At 40.4% G+C, this 19,144-nt stretch carries 13 protein-coding genes; 2 read left to right on the plus strand and 11 right to left on the minus strand.

Annotated features, from left to right (window positions below; translation table 11 throughout):
• Window positions 1-106 precede the first annotated feature (106 nt).
• Window positions 107-1,120 (minus strand): LacI family DNA-binding transcriptional regulator, encoded by a 1,014-nt coding sequence (locus DRW42_RS20475; protein WP_113950698.1) that lies wholly within the window; start codon window positions 1,118-1,120, stop codon window positions 107-109.
• A gap of 283 nt (window positions 1,121-1,403) precedes the next feature.
• On the opposite strand from DRW42_RS20475, the gene DRW42_RS20480 reads away from it, so the two are divergent.
• Window positions 1,404-1,763, plus strand: coding sequence for a response regulator (locus DRW42_RS20480; RefSeq protein ID WP_113950699.1), 360 nt, complete (start codon window positions 1,404-1,406; stop codon window positions 1,761-1,763).
• A gap of 176 nt (window positions 1,764-1,939) precedes the next feature.
• Here the strand turns inward: DRW42_RS20480 and DRW42_RS20485 are convergent, their stop codons facing one another.
• Window positions 1,940-2,296: a DUF6717 family protein gene (locus tag DRW42_RS20485; protein ID WP_113950700.1), complete on the minus strand. Its 357-nt coding sequence runs from the start codon at window positions 2,294-2,296 to the stop codon at window positions 1,940-1,942.
• A 66-nt stretch (window positions 2,297-2,362) separates the two neighbouring features.
• Here DRW42_RS20485 and dinB point away from each other — a divergent pair, with 66 nt between their 5' ends.
• Window positions 2,363-3,463: a DNA polymerase IV gene (gene dinB / locus DRW42_RS20490; RefSeq protein WP_113950701.1), complete on the plus strand. Its 1,101-nt coding sequence runs from the start codon at window positions 2,363-2,365 to the stop codon at window positions 3,461-3,463.
• Between the two features lie 441 nt (window positions 3,464-3,904).
• Here the strand turns inward: dinB and DRW42_RS20495 are convergent, their stop codons facing one another.
• From DRW42_RS20495 to DRW42_RS20535, 9 genes are all read right to left on the minus strand, one after another.
• Complete coding sequence (locus DRW42_RS20495; protein ID WP_113950702.1) at window positions 3,905-6,379, minus strand: glutaminase family protein; 2,475 nt, start codon at window positions 6,377-6,379, stop codon at window positions 3,905-3,907.
• Window positions 6,380-6,843: 464 nt separating this feature from the next.
• Window positions 6,844-7,689 carry a PKD domain-containing protein gene (locus DRW42_RS20500; RefSeq protein ID WP_113950703.1) on the minus strand — a complete coding sequence of 282 codons (846 nt, stop codon included), beginning with the start codon at window positions 7,687-7,689 and terminating at the stop codon, window positions 6,844-6,846.
• 12 nt (window positions 7,690-7,701) lie between these two features.
• Entirely contained in the window at window positions 7,702-9,147 is a 1,446-nt protein-coding gene (locus DRW42_RS20505) for a PA14 domain-containing protein (RefSeq protein ID WP_113950704.1), read from the minus strand.
• Between the two features lie 32 nt (window positions 9,148-9,179).
• On the minus strand, window positions 9,180-10,874 hold the full coding sequence (locus DRW42_RS20510; protein ID WP_158544374.1) for a DUF4983 domain-containing protein: 1,695 nt from the start codon (window positions 10,872-10,874) through the stop codon (window positions 9,180-9,182).
• Window positions 10,875-10,908: 34 nt separating this feature from the next.
• A complete protein-coding gene (locus DRW42_RS20515; RefSeq protein WP_158544375.1) occupies window positions 10,909-12,528 on the minus strand; it encodes a DUF5008 domain-containing protein in 1,620 nt (539 codons plus the stop codon).
• Between the two features lie 30 nt (window positions 12,529-12,558).
• Window positions 12,559-13,314, minus strand: coding sequence for a hypothetical protein (locus DRW42_RS20520; protein WP_113950707.1), 756 nt, complete (start codon window positions 13,312-13,314; stop codon window positions 12,559-12,561).
• A 25-nt stretch (window positions 13,315-13,339) separates the two neighbouring features.
• Entirely contained in the window at window positions 13,340-14,860 is a 1,521-nt protein-coding gene (locus DRW42_RS20525) for a RagB/SusD family nutrient uptake outer membrane protein (RefSeq protein ID WP_113950708.1), read from the minus strand.
• A gap of 11 nt (window positions 14,861-14,871) precedes the next feature.
• Window positions 14,872-18,021 carry a SusC/RagA family TonB-linked outer membrane protein gene (locus DRW42_RS20530; protein WP_113950709.1) on the minus strand — a complete coding sequence of 1,050 codons (3,150 nt, stop codon included), beginning with the start codon at window positions 18,019-18,021 and terminating at the stop codon, window positions 14,872-14,874.
• Window positions 18,022-18,043: 22 nt separating this feature from the next.
• Window positions 18,044-19,141, minus strand: coding sequence for a DUF5007 domain-containing protein (locus DRW42_RS20535; RefSeq protein ID WP_113950778.1), 1,098 nt, complete (start codon window positions 19,139-19,141; stop codon window positions 18,044-18,046).
• Window positions 19,142-19,144 lie beyond the last annotated feature (3 nt).

Here is a 19,144-nt window from a genome sequence, read left to right on the forward strand (position 1 = left end):
GGGAACGTTCCCGAAAATCAGTCAAAATTCTGCGTATTTTACACTAAGTGATGAAATTTTTTGAAAAATTCTGTCTGAAAATGCAGCCGGTTTTTGAGCTGTTTTTCTAGCTTTTCAGGGTCGAATTCCGCTTGATAATTGCCGACGTTAAAACCACTTCATTTGGCTGGTTTTTATCCGCTTTATCATCCAGTATCGTGAACAATAATTTGGCTGCCTGCTCTCCTATTTCGGTTGCGGGCTGGGTAATGGTGGTGAGTGAAGGATTTAATAAAGGGGCAATTTCCAAACTGGAGAAACTGATTACTTTTAAATCTTTAGGAATATTGATATTGAGGTCGTAACAGGCATAATAGGTGGCAAAAGCCAAACGCTCTACCGAAGTAAAAATGCCATCGGGTTTTAAGTGTGTTAGTGCATCTTTAATAATGATGCTGTTTTCTTCGTAGCTGTTGCTGCAATCAACAATCAGGTTTTCTTCAAAAGGCAGGTTATGTTTTGCCAATGCATCAATATAGCCCTGCATACGGGTTTTACCGATAGAAAGGCTTTTGTTTACCACTAAATAGGCAATTCGTTTACAGCCTTGTTCTATTAAATGTTCTGTGGCCAGAAAACTGCTGTTGTAATCGTTTGTAATTACCCGGGGGGTTTTAATGTCTTCGTAAATCCTGTCGAAAAATACCAGTGGCAATCTTTTCGAACCGAATTTATTGAGGTAATTATGATCGTTGGCTTCGCCCGAAACCGACATTACAATGCCATCGGCCCTGCCATTGTGCAGGTGACGGATAAAGGTTACTTCTTTTTGATAGTCATCGTCGGTTACGTAAATGAGGATGTGATAACCGTTCTCTCTGGCTACGCGCTCAATACCGTGGATGGCCTGCGAAAAATAATTATTGGCCAGCTCAGGCACAATAACCGCTATGGTTTTACTTTTCTGCTCTCTTAAATTACTGGCGTAATGGTTGGGCTGGTAGTTTAATTCTTTCGCTTTGGCCAGTATGCGTGCCTTGGTAGCACCATTAATATCACTATTATCCCTAAAGGCACGCGAAATTGTTGAAGTAGATAGATTTAAAGCTTCTGCTAACTTCTTTATATTGATACTATCCATTTTTGGCTATTAAACCTAATTCGATCTGAATTAACGCTGTAAATATAAAGTATAAATGTACGAATTTGCGCAATGCTGGATAAATTATACCATTTCAACACAATGAGACTAAACAGCTCAGTTTAAAATATTGACATATATCAATATTTGATGGAAAATTCTTTTAATAATTATTCGTTTTTTTTAAAACAAAAAGCATCTTTACGGCATTAATCATTATGCGCTGTTGATCATTTTCTCATCCACATAAGCAAACTGAACTGAATGGAAATAAATTTACAAAATGGGAAATAAAAAAATACTCATTGCAGATGATGACGAGGGCATTGTTGACGCTGTAACGATGATTTTGGAGGTGATGGGCTACGATGTTGACTACACTTATGATGGAGGAGCAGTTATTGAAGCGGTTAAAAACAGGCCAGATTTGATTTTGCTCGATATCTGGATGAGCGGCTACGATGGCAGGGATATCTGTAAACAGTTAAAAAACGACCCGGAATTTAAGGAAATCCCCATTTTAATGATTTCTGCAAGCCGCGATATCAGGCAATCGGCGCTGGATGCAGGAGCTAACGATTTTATGGAAAAACCATTCGAAATGGATTCGCTGCTGGAAAAGGTAGAATTTTTGTTGAATTAAAGGCGTGAGGTTTAGGGTGTAAAGCTCTCGAGAACGATCACTTATTGGTAGTTGAGTTCCACACCACACCGTCATTTCGAGCGTAGCGCAACGTAGCCGAGAAATCTACCTCGAGATAGATCACTCCATTTCGCTTCGCTTCAGTCGAGATGACGACCCATTATTAGTCAAAAATTCTACTGCTCAATCTCCCTAAAATAAATCCTTTCAGGCAGCTGTTTAAAAACGAATTCGGTTACGTTACAAAGCCAGAGTTTATGGTCTTTAAATTCGCCCCTAAAGTTTTCTAACAGGTAATCTCCACCTCCACCCAGGTTTTCTTCGCGGATATAAACCAGGCTCAAAATTTCAGCATTTTCAATCCGTTCATTTGCCATCAGCAATTTGCACTCATTTCTATCTGCAGCAATCCAGTTCAGTAAATCATCTGCCCCTTCTACCATTTGTAAATCTTCAATAGCTCCGCCCCATTCGGGTATATCGGCGTACCATTCGTGTTTGGCATTCTTATAAAAGCGGATTACTCTTTCCATATTTTGTAAAGAAAAATAATCTATTTCAATAATGCTAAAAAAAATAGCGAAATTTAGCTATTTCCAATGTCTGAAGAAACCACCATAGCTTTAAGAAAGATCATCCACATCGATATGGATGCTTTTTATGCGTCGGTAGAGCAACGCGATTTTCCTGAATACCGCGGAAAACCGCTTGTAGTTGGAGGAAAGCCCGATAGTCGCGGGGTAGTATCTACTGCCAGTTACGAAGCAAGGCAGTATGGCATCCGTTCGGCAATGCCATCAAGTAAAGCCTATCAGCTTTGTCCGACAGCTATTTTTGTATATCCCCGCTTTGATGCTTATACTGCTGCTTCAAGGGCCATCAGGGAGATTTTTAGCCGTTACACTGATATTATCGAACCTTTATCGCTCGATGAGGCTTACCTTGATGTTACGGAAGATAAATTGGGCATTGGCTCGGCCATTGATATTGCACAATCGATTAAGGATGCGATTAAGAACGAATTAAATTTAACCGCTTCGGCAGGGGTATCGACCAATAAGTTTGTAGCTAAGGTAGCTTCTGACATGAATAAACCCGATGGTTTAACATTTATTGGCCCGTCGAAGATTAAGGCCTTTATGGAAAAACTCCCGGTAGAGAAGTTTTTTGGCGTGGGCAAAGTTACAGCAGCCAAAATGAAGGCCATGCAGATTAACACCGGAGCTGATCTGAAAAAGCTAACAGAGGCACAGCTTGTTGCCCAGTTCGGTAAATCGGGAATATTTTATTATAAGATTGTTCGCGGAATTGACGACCGGCCGGTAAGGGCCAACCGCGAAGCCAAATCGGTGGGTGCAGAAGATACTTTGGCTGAAGACACTAACGAAGATTCGGTAATGCACGACCTGTTAAAACAGATTAGTGAGATTGTGGCCAACCGGTTAGAAAAACACCAGCTACTCGGAAAAACGGTTACTTTAAAAATAAAATTTGCTGATTTTAAAATTATTACCCGCAGCAGATCTTTTGCTACACCAATTAATAAAGCGGAAGTAATTTATGCAGAAGCAATGAAATTACTGGAAGAAGCCGGCATTGGGTTGAACAAAGTAAGGCTTTTGGGGATCACCTTATCACGGTTTTATGATGATGTTGAAATTGAAAAAACGGAAAACAACCAACTGGAGTTTGAGTTTTAAAATTGCTGGTGCGTGGGGACATGCACGATGGCCACATACCATGGCTATAAATAATGTCGTCATTTCGACTGAAGTGCAGCGAAATGGAGAGATCTATCTCGAGGTAGATTTAGCTTCGCTACCATTGACAGATTCTGAATAAAAACCGTCATCTCGACTGTAACGCAGTGGAATGGAGAGATCTACCTCGAGACAGATTTCTTCGCTGCGGTCGAAATGACGGTAATTGATAAAAAACACCCCGTCTTGCGGGCACCCTCCGAAAAGGATCGGAGCAGGCACTCTAAAAGAGGGGAATAAAGCTCCTGTATTTTTTTTAACCATGTAAGACATATAAGGAACATATAAGCTGGAATTATGTAATCAGGACACATACCACGACATAAAAAAGGCCCTGCATAAATACAGGACCTTTGATTGTTAATTTAAAGGGGTAAGTTCTTATTTGCTGTTTAATTTATCAGCGAGCATTTTCATATAAAAACCGCCAACAACACTACGTGCTTTAAAGTTATCGCGGATACCAGTGTTCGAATCATAAAAATCGTTCAATGGTACTCTCGATTCGGTTTCAATAGCGTGTTTATAAACAGGATGTACCAATGCTTCAAACTCTTTCCGGGTTGGAGCAAAAGTAGCTGTCCATAAAATCCAGTCGTTTTTAGTGTAAGCTTTTCTGCTATCCAATGGAATACCGTACCTGTTTTGTTTAGTAAGGTAATATTTGGTTTCCGTATCGTAGATTTTCTGAGGGAACAGGTTTAAGTTTAAAACTTTATCCCAAACCAGGTTATATTTCTGGCTCCAGGTATCTTTATTATCGAAAGTTAAGGCATAATGATCACCGGCATCGGCCATTTCGATCCATTTTGGCACCATACTTTCAGCAATATCCCTGTATTTTTTAGATACATCATCGTAACCCAGGGTCTTGGCCATTTGGGCATAACAAGCGATGCCTACAATTGCTTTTACCGATAAATTTGCATTACGCGCCAGGTGACCGGCAAAATCATCGGTACATAACTGCGTTTTCGGATCTAAACCTTCTTTGGTTAGGTAATCAACCCAGATGGTTAGGGTTTTCCAGTGCAATTTGGCATACTCAGCATTTCCCTGTGCTTTGGCAATTGCAGTGGTTAAAATAATCATGTTACCCGATTCTTCAACCGGCATTGGTTCGCCATAGGTTTGTCCGTTGGCCAATGGGTAGGTACCTAAATCGTGTGCCGCCCAAGGATGTGGATATTTTCCGCTTTCGCTGAAATAGAAAATACCGTTGAGCATACCCTGCAATAATTGCGGGTTATAAATGAGGTATAACGGAGCTGATGGATAAGTAACATCAACAGTATTGATGAAACCGCCACTGTTGTTTTCTTTTGATAACCATAAAATTTCGCCCTGCTGGCTTTTAACCAAGGTATGCGCTGCAATGCTCTGACGGTAGCCTAAAACACAAAGAGCGGCATATTCTTTACCACCCGATTTTAGGGCATCGGCATATAAGGTTTTGTTAAAAGCTTCACATTTCTGGATTACGGTTTTGTATTCGTTAGCCGCAGCGGTTAATTGATTTTCGATGGTTTCTTTACCCGAAGTATTCCACCATGGCCTTAAATTTTTATTAAAATATTGAACAGAATAAATTTCATCGTAAGCCAGTTCTACATATTTTTCAACCGCAGTTTTACCCACTGCGCCAAAAGGAATAATGGTATTAAGTGCCAACATTTTGCCCTGTTTAGCGGTTGAAGCTGAATTACCTTTTCTAAAAGCATCCGCAGCATCTTTTTCGGAAGTTACAAACTGGATGGCATTGCTGGTTTTTGGAGCAGCTACATAAAAATAGCCCCAATCTATACGCATATCATCGCTGGCTTTTTGCAGGATGGGTTGCTCTACAGTGCCCGTTTTTAACACTGATAATTTAGCTGTTGCATATTTGGTGGCAGTAACTTCCTGCGTAGGACGGTAAACTGCAATATTAGATGAAGCACTTAAATAAACCTTAACCTGATGTGTTTTACCATCGTTGGCTTTAACCTGATAAGAAACATAAGAAACAGGACGTGCAAACAAACCTAAATCGTTCATTAACAAGGGCGAGGTAAAAGTTAATTTCAGGTCTACCTTGCCACAGGTAAAATTATAAATGGTTTGCGTAGCATTGATATCAACACTTTTTTGTTTCGCTATCTGTACTTTTTCGGCATTGTCTTTTAACTTGTCTACCAAACCAAAATCAAGGAAACGGCCACCGGCAGTATTAATCAGGTGGATAGCGATAACATTTGAACCTGCTTTTAAAGCACTTTTATCGCTATTGCTCAGGGCAATGTACTGGAAACTGTTTGTCCAGCCTTCTTTCGTGTAAACCTTTTTCCCGTTCAGGTAAACTTCTATATTATCATCATGGTTTATTTTTAGAAACAGTTCGTTTATTGAAGCTGGGTTAGCCACATTAATGGTTCTTCTTACCCAGATATCGTGCGATTTCCATAATGTTTTTACGTTTTTAGCGTCATCACCAATTGGTGCAGCACCTGTTTGCCAGTTAGAGGCGTTATAATTTTCGGCTTTCCAATCGCCCTGTGGTTCGTTTTCGGTGTACTTTACTTCGTAAGCTTTTTCGTCAGACGCAGGTACAATGGTTTTATAATTTGTGGTTTCTTTACCTAAAAAGCGATAAATACCTCCATCAACACTGATCATCCCCAGAAGAGAATGGTCTGCGCCGGTCCAGTGCTGGGTAGAAGATTCGGTTAATTTATCGGTAGTAGACCAGATACTAAAATAGGTATTGTGTGTAATTAAGGGATATGCGGGAGCCTTTCGATCCTGCGCTTTGAGCAAACTGCCTGCAAACATGCAGCCGAGTATGCCTAAGAATTTAAAAATGTTGGTTTTGTTCATAATTTGTGTGTGTATTGAAATTTGAATATATCCTGGTTAGATTTTAAACGCCGGTTAAACGTTTTACTAAAGTATAAAATATAATTTAGTTTTTGTCAAAAAAGCTAAAATTAATTGTCTGTTTGACATTTAATAAGAAACTATAAAGAAGTCAAGTTTTAAATTTACGTTGTAACCTGAGTTCGATTAATATTTATACATTTAACCGATTTTAGACTCCTTTTCCTAACGCGATCGTCACGCTGTTCCGAATCTTCGGGATCAGCATCTTTCCCGTATAATAGACCCTGAACTAAATTCAGGGTGACGGCAAGTAGTTTAAAAAATCTAAACTTAACTCCAAAGAAGTCAAGTTTTTAAATTTACTTGTATACAATTGGGGTACAAACCTGACTTCTTTCCAAAAAAAATACATGAAGTTTTCAGGCCTCATGTATTCTTCAAATTGTGTGGAGCGAATATGATTAAGGTTGTTTCTTATTGATGGTCCACTCGGCAAGCTGGAACACCCGGCTTCCCCTGTTAGATTTAATATACAAACGGTAAAATTTATAAGCGATATAATTATCAAAGTGGAAAAGCTTGGTTTGCTTTCTGCTCGGCCCTTCGTTTGTGTTTTCCCATGGGCAAGAGGTAACTGTATGCAGATCGGTATATTGAATACCATCTATTGATCCCTGCAAAATCCAGTACCTTGGATCCCGGTCTGCCGCATCATTGCCCGAAGTTAAGGTGTATGCTCCAACTACCTGCGGCGTTTTTAATTCGAAAGTACATTTCTGCGTTCCATCGAAACCAGCCTGCAAAAATTTCGTATTTACATTCTGATCGACCAGTTTTTTAGAGCCCTCATCAGAATCTGGCCCTGGCCCGGCCTCCAGATTTACAGAAAATGTACCTCCTACTGTAACCATATAGTTTTCGCCATATTTAGTAGGATCGAAATTGGGATCAACAACTTTTAAGTTGATCTCTTTTGTTGCCGAATAACCCTGCCCGTTCCTGATGGTAAGCACCACACGGTACGTACCAGGGAATCTATATACATGTTTTGGCGAAACCTCAACCGAAGTACTGTCATCACCAAATTGCCACAGCAAGCTTTTATAATTTTGTAAGCTGGCTGTAAACTGAACCTCCTGGTATTTTACAGGATTCGGAATGGCATAATCAAATGCAACCAATGGTTTTGGTTCTTCAACTTCGGGAATCACCTCTTCGGTTTTATCTTTTTTACATTTTACCGTTAACACAACGATAAGCAGTAAAAGTGAGCAGATGCTCAATAATCTTTTCATATTACTTTTCATCTCTATTGATGTTTAAGGAGTTGGGAATAATTGTGTTCTTGGTACTGCACGTCGGCCGGTAATCCCAGCTGATGGCACTTCATATTCGAGGAAGGCCTGCTGCCCACCCACATTTTCGCGGTGATGTGCTTCAATTTTATATCTGATACCACGTTCTAAATGTATGGTTGCATTCCGTTCGGGCCTATCCCAGGAAGTGGTATAATCGTCGATAATGGCCTTTCCATTAATATATAACCTTGATCCATCATCCCAGCGGGTTTGGTAGAAGATATAATCGCCCCTTACTGGCGCCAAGAATTCGCCTGTCCATTTTGTAGCAAAATTATCCCTGCTTAACGATTCGCCTGCGGCATTTTTAACACCATCAGGCCAGCCATCGCCCGAAAATTCTATGGTTCCATCAACCCGGGTAACAAAAGGTGCACGGCCATCATCGGGTGCGAGTTGAGTATTGGTATAATACCTGGCAATTAAACCGGTTCCGTTACCGATAATTGGCGAATTGTTATCCAGGTTTACATTAGGATCAATAACTACGATTACTTTTCCTTTTGTAGGATGGATTACGTGATTGGTGTTATCACTAAGACTTAAAGCAAAAGCGAATTTTTTATTTGCACTGATATTGGCATCAAATACGGGCCATGGAATAGACAAACGTACCGTGGCACTGCTTGCACCAGTATTAAACCTTACCAGGGTATCGAGACTGAAATCTTTGGCCGCCAGATGAATGGCATTAGCGGGCAATCCACCGTTTGCAACTAAAGTGGCAATGGTATCGATATTATCTTTGATTTTTACATTAAATGCCGTTGTAGGTGTATTATCCAAACTCACGATAAGAGGAATGGTAATGCCCGCCGGGCCCACAATATAATTACCCTGATAAGCTACGTTATAAGTACCACCACCCTGCAAACTCAGATAATGAACATCAGCAGGTTTAAGCAGATCGTCGGTATTGATCACCACCAGGATATTTGATTTACCATTGGCAATTTTATTACCTTTGGCAGGTGTGGTAAGTTTTAGTGCAAATACTACTTTTTTGCCAAGATAACGTTCTAAGGTAGCCCTTCTTACAATAGCTACGCCTTCTGCATTATCGGTACCATAGGCAACATTGATTACTGTTGGATATTCTACTGCTGCAGATGGCATTAAAACCGCATTGGTTAAACCGCCATTGGTTATTAATTGTGTTACGGTGTCGTTATTGAGGGTTAAACCTACCTGAAATGCCTGCTCGGCCATTCCGGAAAGGGAAATTTTGAAAGGCACCCTCACAAACTGGTTATCGAGTGTAACATTGCCAACAACAATTCCCTCTCCTGTTATACTTTTACCGTTGGGATCGGGCAGTTTCAGATCTTCAACCTGCGATTCTTTACAAGAATAGGCACCCATTGCAAGGGTTAAACCTATCAATACTGAATATATAATTCTTTTCATTTTCGATATCTTAAATTATCAGAAACTGTTGTTTATTGATCCAACCAAACCCTGCCATCTAGCGACCAGGTTTGTTTGTTAGCTACTTTTAACCAATTGAGCATCTGGCTGGGTATATCGGTGGTTTGTGGAACCATCATGGCCAATAACTCTGTAGGTGGCGGACAAATTAAGTCGTTAAAATTTTCCCATACATAAGGGCCCTGAAGGTTAAAATCGTGTGCCTGTGAGGACAGATCGACCATTTTATCGCCATTACCATCGGTACCAGGCCAATAACCTACCAGGAAATTATAGGAAGGGTGATTTTGATCGATAGAGGTTTCGCAGGCATAATTACTAATTACGCCATCGGGCACCGGAAGCTTAAAGAACCTGATATCTGAAACATAGTAATCGGGTTCTCCATGTCCCTGTCCGTTTAAGAAGCCCAGTTTAAGTGCATTTGAATTGGCCAATGAACCTGAACCTGTAATTTCGAGTTCGTTGTTAAAAATGCCATTCGTGTAAGTTCGGATGAATCGCTGCTCACCACGTTTTTCTAATTTTACCGAAAGGTTTTCCCATCTTCCCTTTACCAAATCGGCTCCCCTGCATTGACGGTAGTCGCCATCTTTTGTACCTCTCCATTCAAAATACCAGTAACGGTCTTCTAAATAAATCACCCATCCTACGCTCGGGTGGCCACTCGACCATTCGTTACGTTTGCCCAAAATACTTGGATAAAATATCTGCTCCGTATTTTTTTTTACCTTTAGCTCTATAGTCATTTTGGTTGTATCGTCTATATTGTAAGCATCGGCATCTACTCCTGCAATTTCAGCCCTTACCTGTGTACCCTGCATTTTTATGGTTTTGCCGAGATACCTGTTTCCGGTAAAGGGCTTTACCAGGATTCTTTTGGTATATGTTGGACTGTAATAAATGATGAAGGCATTGTTGGCAGGTTTACTAAAAATGGTTTGATCATCGGCATTTGGCGGGAGGGTATATGCACCACCATCGCTCGATGCAATTACGACCAACCAATCTTCGTTGATAAAATTGGCCCTCTTTTTCATGGCTGCTAAAATATCGCCCACGCTGGTATCAAATTTTTCGATGGCAGCTTTGTAGGCACTAAACGAATTATCGTAACCTGAAGCAATACCCGCTTTATCTACATCGGTAAAATGACCAACAATTACAGATGCGGTATCGGTGTTGAGCTGATTAATTACGGCTGCTTTAACCTGATCATCGCCAGCTACCAGATCGTTGATATCTGCAGTAGTGGTTAATGACTTAAACACTGCTGATGATGTGTAAGACGCAATTTTGGTATTTGGCCTGTTTTCTTTTATCCGCTTAAAAATAACAGGATAGTTTTGCAGGTTATTATTGGTTAAATTATCGTCGTTTACCAGATGTTTTTCTTTTTTTACACCGGTAAGCATACTGCCCCAGTTACTGGCATTCTGTGTAGCTTCGGGTTGATTTAAAGCTACCCAGCTGTAAATAGAATGCGGCAGTAAAGCATTAATATTTGGAATGTTTGCAGCAGCTACCGATTGGCCCCTTGCACCATCAACAATGAGGTACAAAACTTTGCGACTTCCATACCTCACTTTTGTAGTATCGGTACCATCTTTATCGGTTAGTTTTCTATCGAAATCCTTATTGCAAGAAAATATGGCCGTTGTAATTATTGCGGCCATCAGACCGATCAATAACTTATATTTTTTCATCGTACTCATCTTAATTTATCTTTGGTTAGGCTTCTTATTCAATGGTTACTCTAATAATATTGTTTACCGGCAGGTTATCAAAACGATAAAACCTACCGATCAGCAAGAGGGCTTTTTTACCATCAGCAGATTTTGTTTCCACTATATCTGTTAAATCTCCTGAAAAAGGACCTGTAGCATTGTAACCGGGTTCGAGTAAACCGGCCGGGTTAAGCACCATAAAGCCATTTCTGGTTACATTATTATATTTTCGATAATAACCGCTTACTATAATCAAGCCGTTCGAAATTTGCCTTGCAAAGGTAGGGTAACCACCTTCGAATGATTTTGCACTAAATGATTCGTCTAAACTTCCATCTTCATTAATCAGGGCTATGCCATTTGCAGGTTTGCCATTGTACCTGGTAAATACTCCAGTAATCAGGTATTTTCTGGTAGTGGCATTATAGGTTAAGGAGTTGATGCCATCATTGGCGCCGCTTCCAGGGTTAAAACTTGGATCAATAGTTCCATTAACGGCCAGCCTTAGTATACGAACTGCAGGTTGACCATCAAACGTAATAAAGTTACCAAAAACCATTAGTTTCTCATTATTAGGGGCATCGGTATGCATATAGGTATCAATAGGTCCATTGGCACTTACGTTACCTTTATTTGTTGTGGTATTAAAACGAAATGTTTTATCCAGTGAGCCATCCAGGTTGAACCTCAAAATCTGGCGGATCTCGGTACTATCCAAAATAACAGTATCTCGGGTAAAATCGTAATTATCTTTATCGTATGTACGTTTTACATAATACCTAAAATTACCCGTAGCCAAAATTTTTCCCTGATGAGGGTAAATTCGGTGGATATAATCGTTAGCTCCGCCATTAAATTTAGGGAACCATTTCTGGGTAACCGTATCGGTAACAGTGGGTTTCTTTTTGGTTTTTATGATAACTGTATCAATGGCACCATTAGGATATAAACTGGTAATGTTACTGATATTTTCGGTACGCTGGTTGTAACCGCTAAAACCTCCGGCTATGATCAGTCTGCCACCAATTTCAATCGCAGTTGAAAGTGAACCATTGGCTCCCCGGCCCGTTCTGAAGGTACGGTCATAATCACCATCTAGGGATGTTCTGGCAATCCTGTTAACAGGTACAATCAATCCCTTATTATCGTAGTTATTAAAACTTCCAATTACCAGAGCCCTTCCGTCAGCCAGCTGATAAAACTGGTTTACATAATCGTTTGTACCAGCAATTGCTTTCCAGGTGATATCGTTTTTGATGATACCCGAAACGGTAAAAGAAGGCCCGAGAATCAGCTGATCGCCAATAGAAATTGATGTAATACCTGTACTACCAGCCTCTGGCACCTTCACTGTAATTTCGCTTTCGGTAACACTTATAACCTGCGCTTTTTCGCCATTAAACATAAAGCTCAACTGATCTTTATAAGGTAGTAATCCTGTTGCTTTTACTACCACTGTAGTACCTACAATACCCTCAGAAGGCACAGGCGGCAAAGTTTGACTTATTGTTATCCCAAGTGGTGATTTTCCTACCCCATAAGGGTCTTCACCCAACTCTTCTTCTTTCTTACAACCCTGAATTACCAGGGCAAGCAGGAAAAATATGCTTAACGTGTATATGATTCTTTTCATCATTCAGTTTTTTTCAATTAATTCCCCGTGTTAATTTGCGCCCTGACTTGGCAATAATCCGGTACTGTATACATCACTAAAAATCTCAGAAATGTTAAACCCCAGGTAACTATCCTGAAAGCGCAGGGTATGCACAACGCCATTGGTTGGTTTAACATCAGACGATGCTACATAACTTGGGTTCCAGCTGTCGTTTGGTTTTGAAATATCCGGAATGTAAGTCATTACCAGTTGCCTATAGCCAATATATTTTACACCGTTGGCATCGTAAAAAACAACCCCTATATTGGATACTTCGTTGTTGTAATCGTAATGAAGTGAACCAGGGTAAATACTTCTCAGATCCATATCAATCTGCGGATAATCCTTTAACCTGTTTATACCTTTAAACATATAGCGTTGAATATACTTTTTCCATATTGCAGGGTTAACCTGATCGAGTGTTTTAATGGTATCTTTTCCTGAGCTGTAAAGCATTTGATTTAAAGAAAGAACCCTGGGCTGACGGCCCTGATCGTAAGAATGTATATCCCCGATGGTTTTTTTGATTACTTCATCATCAAAAGCAAAAAAGGTAAAATCCTCTTTACTAAACTGTTCTTCCATTCCAGCCAGCTTTATAATTTTGGCCACACTATCAAAAGGGACCTTTTTTGCCTGCAGGTACTGGTACATATTGCCCGGATAATCGGGATTTGCCTTGCCACCATCAATATAGTACTCATCACGTTTACACGCATTAAATAAGACCAGGCAGGCTGCGCATATCATCATTAGCTTTTTCATATCTTTTCTTGATCGCTTAATAAAATTAATTACCTCCATTAACCCAGTACTCATTTAATACCATGTATGGATTGTTATATAGTGCATTTGAGCTTAAAGGCCAGGTCCATCCACCACGGTTAAATTTATCGGACGTGAGTACGTTGTACGACCACTGGCTGCTCAAAATCCTTTTGGTGCGTACGAGGTCGAAATAGTGGTGGCCTTCGCCAATAAGCTCCCTTGAACGTTCATAAAAAATAAAATCTTTAAGATTTCCACTTGCTGGTGTATATGGAGTTGCACCGGCACGGCCCCTTACCATATTTAAAAGTTTTACGGCATCGGTATCTTCATTTATATTCGCAAGGGCCTCGGCCGCCAGCAGAATTTCGCCTCCATATCTGAAAATCATAAATGTGTTATCAGGATTCGCATCTTCTTCGCCGGTAGAAAATGAATTCTGCGCAAATTTCAGCATCATAAACTTTCCGTTATCTGCAAAAATATCTTCGTTAAACCAGGCGGTAATACGTTTATCACTACCATCCTGAAAAAGTTTTTGCATGTACTCCCCTCTGTAATAAGCAAAACTTACACGATGGGTATATTCGGGGCGTTTATATGGATAATGCAAAAACATATCGGCAATTGGCGCAACATTTAAGTTAGCATCGCCATAATTGATGCTGCGGTAAAATTCGAACAAACTCTCTTCAGATCGCCCTTTTATTACAGTTGCCCATTCGTTAATTGGCAATAACCTGAAAGCGTTGCTGGCAATGAGTTCCTTACCCAGATCGGCGGTTTCCTCGTAGTATTTTCTGGCATTAGCCGAATCGAAACCTGCATTCCACATATTCATTTCCATCATTAAGGCTACAATACTGCCCCTGCTGGCACGCACCCCTCTTAACGATGGGTCGGTATAAGTCCATGCAATAGAATTTTTATAGTTTTTAAGATCGGCAATACACTTGTTGAGTACAGAAACGAAGTTTTCTCTTGGCAGTGCGGTAGAGTGAAAGGCATCGGTATAATACACTACGTTACCGTATAAACGCACCATGGTGAAGTAGCTAAAAGCGCGGATAAATGCAGCTTCGGCTTTAAACGAATTCTTTTCTGCTTCTGATACGCCGGGGATCCCTTCATCAAGTTTAGCAATTAATATATTGGCCCCCTGAATGGTTTGGTAATACGTAGTCCAATCTGTAATCCTGTCGAAATTGTAATAATCCCATGGTTTACCCCTAGAAATCAGGGTCAGGAGGTTGTTTTTCCCCAAATATTCTACATACTCGCGTGATGGTGCGTTGTCTGACTGGCTTTCGTATAACACTTCACCTGAGCGGTATTCGCCGGTGGCACCAACAAAATGTGTTTCGTTATATTTACCAAAAACCATTCTCGACAGGTTGTAAATGTTGGCCACCACATCTTCTTTTGATTTGAAGAAGTTGTTACCAGTTAACTTATCCAATGGCTGTATATCCAAAAACTTTTTGCAGGCAGGCAAACAAAAAGTTGCTGCCAGGATTATAGTATAAATAATTACTTTTTTCATAACAATATCAATTAGTTGCCTGTAGCAAGTTCTAAGTTTAAACCAATGTTGAAAGTACGTGGTACCGGATAACCTGTTGAAATATCGCGACCTAATGAGGTTACGTTTTCAGGGTTTGGTCCACTGTATTTTGAGAAAGTAACCAGATTATTCGTTGAGGCATAAATTCTTAAATTGCTCAATCCGTACCTTGCAATCGTCTTTTTGTTGAACATGTAAGAAAGGGTTACATTGTTTATTTTTAAATAACTTCCACTCTCCTGCCACAGGGTTTGATCGGCCCTTAAAGGCTGGATCTGATTATAACGGGCATAATCATAAGGATATGGATATTTTGCTACATCACCTGGTGCCCGCCAGATATCGAGGTCGTTTAACGGAACCACTGATTTTAGGGAGAAGGGATCACGCATAATGGCAATTCTATCAGCAAGGGCATTGTTTAAGATGGTCCTGTCGGCAGTATAAACAGCATATACATTCAATCCCCAGTTTTTGTACCTGATGTTAGTTGAGATACCACCGGTTGCCAAAGGCTGCGAATTGCCGGTAACCTCGTAGTCCCTGCCATCTAAAATATAATCGCCGTTTACGTCTTTCATAATCGGATCGCCACCTAAGAAAAACTGACCGTTGCTCTGGTATCTTTTCCCTGTAACCGGATCTACAGGTACATCGGCATCGGTTTTATAAACCCCCTGGTTAATCCTTAAATAATTGGAAAGGGTATTTCTTCCAACACGGTAAACAACGTGCTGTAAATAGCCCGAATTATCGAACTTAATAAACTGGCCATTATATTCTGCCGGAAGTTTTAACAGTACATCGCGGTTAATGGCTCCGTTAAGAGATACCGATATATCCAGATCTTTACTTACCAAAGGCCTAAAGGTTACCATTAACTCGGTACCGTAATTGGCAATACCCAAATCATTACTAGCCAGCTTATTAAAACCTGTTGTATTTGATAAATCCCTATCGAATAACAGGTTATCCACTTTTTTAAAGTAGGTATCGAAGTTTAATGATATGCGATCGTTAAAGAATCCAAGATCCAAACCGAGGTTATACTGTGTTGTAGTAGTTGGTTTTAAATTCGGATTTGGAATAAGATCGTAATCAATGCCAATAGTTGGGTTATTGTTAAAATTACCGTACAGGTTATACTTGCCGTAAATACTTTCGAGATTACCGGTAGGAACAATGTTCTGACCCCATGTTAACCTTAAACTACCATACGACAGCCATTTTTTATCAGTTAACCAGTTTTCTTTATTAAAGTTCCACCTTAAACCTACTGATGGATTTTTAGAATATGGATTTTCCAAACCGCTTGATGAGGTTCCATCCAAACGGTATGAAAACTCGGCAACATATTTTTTGTCGTAATCGTAGGATAACGAACCCGCAAATGACGCAATGGTTGCATTACGGTAATTGCTTAAAACACCACCGCCCCTCGAGTTGTAATCATCGTAACCTACAGGCCCCTGTAACTGATCGTTCGGTAACCTTTCCTGGCGTGTAATACCTGCCTGGGCGCCCTGTTTATAAATTTCGTTAAAGGTGTTTATAAAAATGTTGTGTTTATCGCCGAATGTTTTAGCGTAGGTAATACCGTTACGGTTGTACAACTGGTAGTTACGCCCAACATAATCGTAAAGTTTGGCATACTGGCCATTGGCTGCAGCCGGCGTAAAAGTAGATTCGGTATCGGAAGTATAATCGTAACTTAAAGTAGAGGATACGGCCAAACCTGGGATAAATTCGTAACGGGCTTCTACGTTGGTACGTATGTTACGGGAGTTGTTATCATTTGCGGTTTGCAAAGCTGATAAAACACCGCCCGATGCCTGGTAAAAGGATGGAGGTGGTAATAAGGTAGAGGCCTGTCCGTTTTCTGCCACACCCGACTGAATTAAGCCCACACCATTACCTTTATTCTGCTTACCAACCGAGCCGTTGATGAAACCAAAGAACCTGAATTTTTCGTTTGGTTTAAACTCCATATTCATGTTTAGGTTATAGCGGTCGTAGCCTGTATTTTTAATTACCCCCTTTTCGGTATAATAACCCAGGTTGGCTTTATAGTTAAATTTCGGATCACCACCATCCAATGCCAGGTTATGGCTCTGGTTATAGGTGGTTTGGAAAAATACATCCTGCCAATCGGTAGAATTGTTGTAGTAAGCATTTAAACTATCGGCCAGGAAAGGCGTAAGTGAAATTCTCCTTATATCGGTTACATTCTGCGCATTAAGGATAATCTGCTGTATTTTTAACGAGCGCTCAGAATTCCCGCCCAATGTTTCGCGTAGTTTAGGTGGTGCATTAACAAAGGCATTGGTTACGTACTTAATCCTCGGCACTTTAGAATTACCCCTTTTTGTGGTGATTATAATTACACCATAAGCACCTCTCGAGCCGTACATGGAAGTAGCCTGGGCATCTTTAAGGATCTGGATATTTTCTACATCTTCCTGCGGGATCAGCGAGAGCGGACTTACACCTGGTCCTTGGGTTTGAAAGCCAAACTCAGCAGCTTTATCTGCATCTAATGGTACCCCGTCAATAATGTACAAAGGCGATGTAGGCTGTAAAAACGATTCGTTACCACTGCCCGAAATGCTTAAACTGGAAAGACCACGTACCTGTACCGAGCCCCTAAAACCCGGAGCACCGGTGTTGTTCTGGATATTTAAACCCGGAACCTTACCCTGCAAAAGTTGCTCTACATTGGATACGGGAATATCCTGAACTTCTTTGGCCTGTATCAATACAGCCGAACCGGTGGTGGTTTCCTTATTTCTTTTTTGATAGGCCACAATAATTACATCCTCTAAATCTTTTTTATCTTCTGTAATGGTTACGGTAATGTTGGTGGCCCCGGTAATTTTAGTCCTTTGGGTATTAAAACCTAAAAATTTAAACAGTAAAGTTCCGCCTATGGGTACGTTAACGGTAAACTGGCCTTTACCATTGGTTTGGGTTAAACCTTTATTGGTTTGCTCGAGGATTACGGATACGCCCGGAACCCCCTGTTTTGAATCTTTATCAACCACGGTACCATTCACAATGATGTATTTCTCCTGCGAATGAGCACTCGTGCCGCAAATTATACATACAATAAGTAATGCATAAAAAAGTATATTTCTTCTCATCTTAATAGCTTTAAATCGTTACCTACTCGCTCGCGAATTTTGGATTCTCATTTCTGAAGTGGAAAACGACCTCCCAATCGCCAGCCCTATAAATGGCAAACTCGACACCGAAATTGGCGAATGTTCTTCCACCTCCGAACGAGCCCCTCGAATAGCTCAGGTTTATTTTTGCCCTGGTACCACCCGGTGCATAAAATGTCGGTATTTCGACCAAAGGAATTGGATAGGCAACATCGTATTGCACATACTTTTCGGTTTTTTGCATGTTAAAGCCATGTATCATTTTATCCCAGGCCGTTTCGTTAAATGCTGCAGGATTGATTTCAACTGAATCTTTATTTAAAACTTTAATCCTTAAAGAATGTCCATTGCCACCAGTGAATGGCCTGATATAGATTACCACATTATTGACTTTCAAATTTTTATTTTCTTTATTAATGTCTTCGTTGGTAGTTGCACTGATTACATTGTTTAAATATGGTCTGATGTAATTTTTGTAACGTTTATCAAAAGGATTGTTCGGATCTGGTGCCGGTAAACCAGAATACAGGTTTACATCATCAGCAGGCTCATAGGGGCGCTCGCGCCAGGGCCTGATCTGAAAATCTTTAATCAGCCTTTCTCCACCGGTATTTTTCACCTTCAGATCAAAAAAACGGGTATCCTGTGCAAAATTGGTACTATCTGTTGGCCTTGGGGTAATTAGCTGGTTGTTGGTAGAGGCCCAGAAAATGAATTCGCCCGACGAACGCATTTCGAAAAGTTTATGGGTTTCTATCTTCCTTTTAGCTTCTATCTCTGCCAAACTTTTCTCTAAACCGGTATAAGGCGCGGTCCAAACGTAGGTTGGTGCAGTTTGAAAAATATCAGTTACCGGTCTTCCATCGCCAAAACGTGCATTTACAATTTCGAAAGTAAATGGCGCGGTAGAATTATCAGCGTTAAAACCACCAATAAGATTGTTTCTTCCCAATATTGGTTCAAGAACTTTATTGCTATAGTTTACATTGTTACTTAAATAATCTTTGTCATCGGGCAAATTGTAGAGCTTTTTACAGCCACTTAAAACAACCGGCACAAGCAATACTAAAAGGAGCTCCTTTTTAATTACTGATTTCATAAG

The sequence above is a fragment of the Pedobacter miscanthi genome, from assembly GCF_003315595.1.
GTDB classification, from domain to species: domain Bacteria; phylum Bacteroidota; class Bacteroidia; order Sphingobacteriales; family Sphingobacteriaceae; genus Pedobacter; species Pedobacter miscanthi.

Excerpts from the sequence above, each read along its gene's own strand:
- DRW42_RS20475 (WP_113950698.1), bottom strand. The coding sequence starts at position 1,120 with ATGGATAGTATCAATATAAAGAAGTTAGCAGAAGCTTTAAATCTATCT.
- DRW42_RS20480 (WP_113950699.1), top strand. The coding sequence starts at position 1,404 with ATGGGAAATAAAAAAATACTCATTGCAGATGATGACGAGGGCATTGTT.
- DRW42_RS20485 (WP_113950700.1), bottom strand. The coding sequence starts at position 2,296 with ATGGAAAGAGTAATCCGCTTTTATAAGAATGCCAAACACGAATGGTAC.
- dinB (WP_113950701.1), top strand. The coding sequence starts at position 2,363 with ATGTCTGAAGAAACCACCATAGCTTTAAGAAAGATCATCCACATCGAT.
- DRW42_RS20495 (WP_113950702.1), bottom strand. The coding sequence starts at position 6,379 with ATGAACAAAACCAACATTTTTAAATTCTTAGGCATACTCGGCTGCATG.
- DRW42_RS20500 (WP_113950703.1), bottom strand. The coding sequence starts at position 7,689 with ATGAAAAGTAATATGAAAAGATTATTGAGCATCTGCTCACTTTTACTG.
- DRW42_RS20505 (WP_113950704.1), bottom strand. The coding sequence starts at position 9,147 with ATGAAAAGAATTATATATTCAGTATTGATAGGTTTAACCCTTGCAATG.
- DRW42_RS20510 (WP_158544374.1), bottom strand. The coding sequence starts at position 10,874 with ATGAAAAAATATAAGTTATTGATCGGTCTGATGGCCGCAATAATTACA.
- DRW42_RS20515 (WP_158544375.1), bottom strand. The coding sequence starts at position 12,528 with ATGAAAAGAATCATATACACGTTAAGCATATTTTTCCTGCTTGCCCTG.
- DRW42_RS20520 (WP_113950707.1), bottom strand. The coding sequence starts at position 13,314 with ATGAAAAAGCTAATGATGATATGCGCAGCCTGCCTGGTCTTATTTAAT.
- DRW42_RS20525 (WP_113950708.1), bottom strand. The coding sequence starts at position 14,860 with ATGAAAAAAGTAATTATTTATACTATAATCCTGGCAGCAACTTTTTGT.
- DRW42_RS20530 (WP_113950709.1), bottom strand. The coding sequence starts at position 18,021 with ATGAGAAGAAATATACTTTTTTATGCATTACTTATTGTATGTATAATT.
- DRW42_RS20535 (WP_113950778.1), bottom strand. The coding sequence starts at position 19,141 with ATGAAATCAGTAATTAAAAAGGAGCTCCTTTTAGTATTGCTTGTGCCG.